The organism is Streptomyces prasinopilosus, from assembly GCF_001419695.1.
GTDB classification, from domain to species: Bacteria; Actinomycetota; Actinomycetes; order Streptomycetales; family Streptomycetaceae; genus Streptomyces; species Streptomyces prasinopilosus.
On the sequence record NZ_LIRG01000234.1, the window covers coordinates 1 to 1,330 of the forward strand.

Here is a 1,330-nt window from a genome sequence, read left to right on the forward strand (position 1 = left end):
TCGGGCGGCTACCTGCCAGCCTTCCGCTCCGTGGCCCGACGGAGCCGGCCGTCCCCGCGTACGAGGGCGCCCCGCCGCCCCGCCGCCCCGCGGGGCCGGTGCCGTCGTACGCGCGCACCCCCGGCCCGGCGGGGCGGCGGGGCGGCGGGGTGCCCTCGTACGCGGGGACGTCCGGGTCCGTCAGGCCACGGAGCGGAAGGCGGGCAGGTAGCCCCCCGACTGGCCGGCGGCCTTCGGGTGGTAGGAGTTGGTGATCGGGACCGACACGCTGTGCAGCCAGGCGTCGCCCGAGCAGAGCTCGTGTCCGGTGAACTCGTCCGCCACACCGGAGAAGGTGAACCCGGCGTTGGCCGCCCGCTTCGCCATCACCCCGTTCAGCACGTCCGAGGCGTTGTTGATCGCACCGCGCTCGGTCTCGGTGAGCCCGGCGATGCACGTGCCCGAGAGCTTGTAGAAGCGGGGGTACCCGAGGACCACCACGTGGGCCTGCGGGGAGCGGGCGCGGATGGTGCCGTACAGCGAGTCGAGCTTGCCCGGCAGGGAGGTCTGCATCTGCGAGACCGCGGTGTTGACGCGGTTGACGCAGTTCGCCTCGCTCTGCAGCACGCAGGTCTGCATGACGTCCGCGAAGCCGACGTCGTTCCCGCCCGCCGTGACGCTGACGAGTGTGGTCGACGACGTCAGCGCGCCCAGCTGACCGCCGGCCACGCCGGTCGTCGTCGCACCCGAGCAGGCGACGAACTTGAACGAGGCGGGAGCGTTCGCGTTCTTCCAGAGCTGGGGGTACGCCTTGGTGCTGCGCTTGCAGTCCCCGCTCTCGGAGGTGTAACTCCCGGCGCCCACCCCGGAGGAGTAGGAGTCGCCCAGAGCCACGTAGTGCTCGCCCGCTGCCGCGGCCGGCTGCGCCAGGCCGAGCACGGCCGCGGCACCCATCGTGAGGGCCAGCACGGCGGCCCGAAGAGAACGCAATGACGCTGACATGACAATCAGCCCTTCCGGGGAGGGGGCGAGCAAGTGGTTGATGAGGCAACCGTGTTTGTAGCAGGGGGAACTACCCGCCGGTAATGCCCGGGAGGAAAGTCGTCCGGAATGCCGCAATGATCATTCAGCCGATCCGCTCGGCACGCGGGCAAACCTTCAATCGGCTCCCGGATCGGCGGAATCGGGAGCCGTGAGGGCGCCACCCCGTCCCCCGGGGACGGTCACGACGGCGCCTTTGAAGCACGCGGCGCCCCGGACGCGCCGTCAGCCCACCGGCCTCCCGCCCGGTTCCCGGCCCTCGCGCGTGGTCACCAGCCGTCGTGTGCGGTCACCAGCCGTCGTGTGCGGT

1 protein-coding gene is annotated in these 1,330 nt (G+C 71.9%); it reads right to left on the reverse strand.

Features of this window, described 5'->3' with window-relative positions; genetic code table 11:
* Positions 1-180: 180 nt before the first annotated feature.
* Positions 181-981 (reverse strand): SGNH/GDSL hydrolase family protein, encoded by an 801-nt coding sequence (locus AOK18_RS11315; protein ID WP_055573095.1) that lies wholly within the window; start codon positions 979-981, stop codon positions 181-183.
* Positions 982-1,330: the final 349 nt, after the last annotated feature.

Coding starts and splice junctions, on each gene's coding strand:
- AOK18_RS11315 (WP_055573095.1), bottom strand. CDS start 981: ATGTCAGCGTCATTGCGTTCTCTTCGGGCCGCCGTGCTGGCCCTCACG.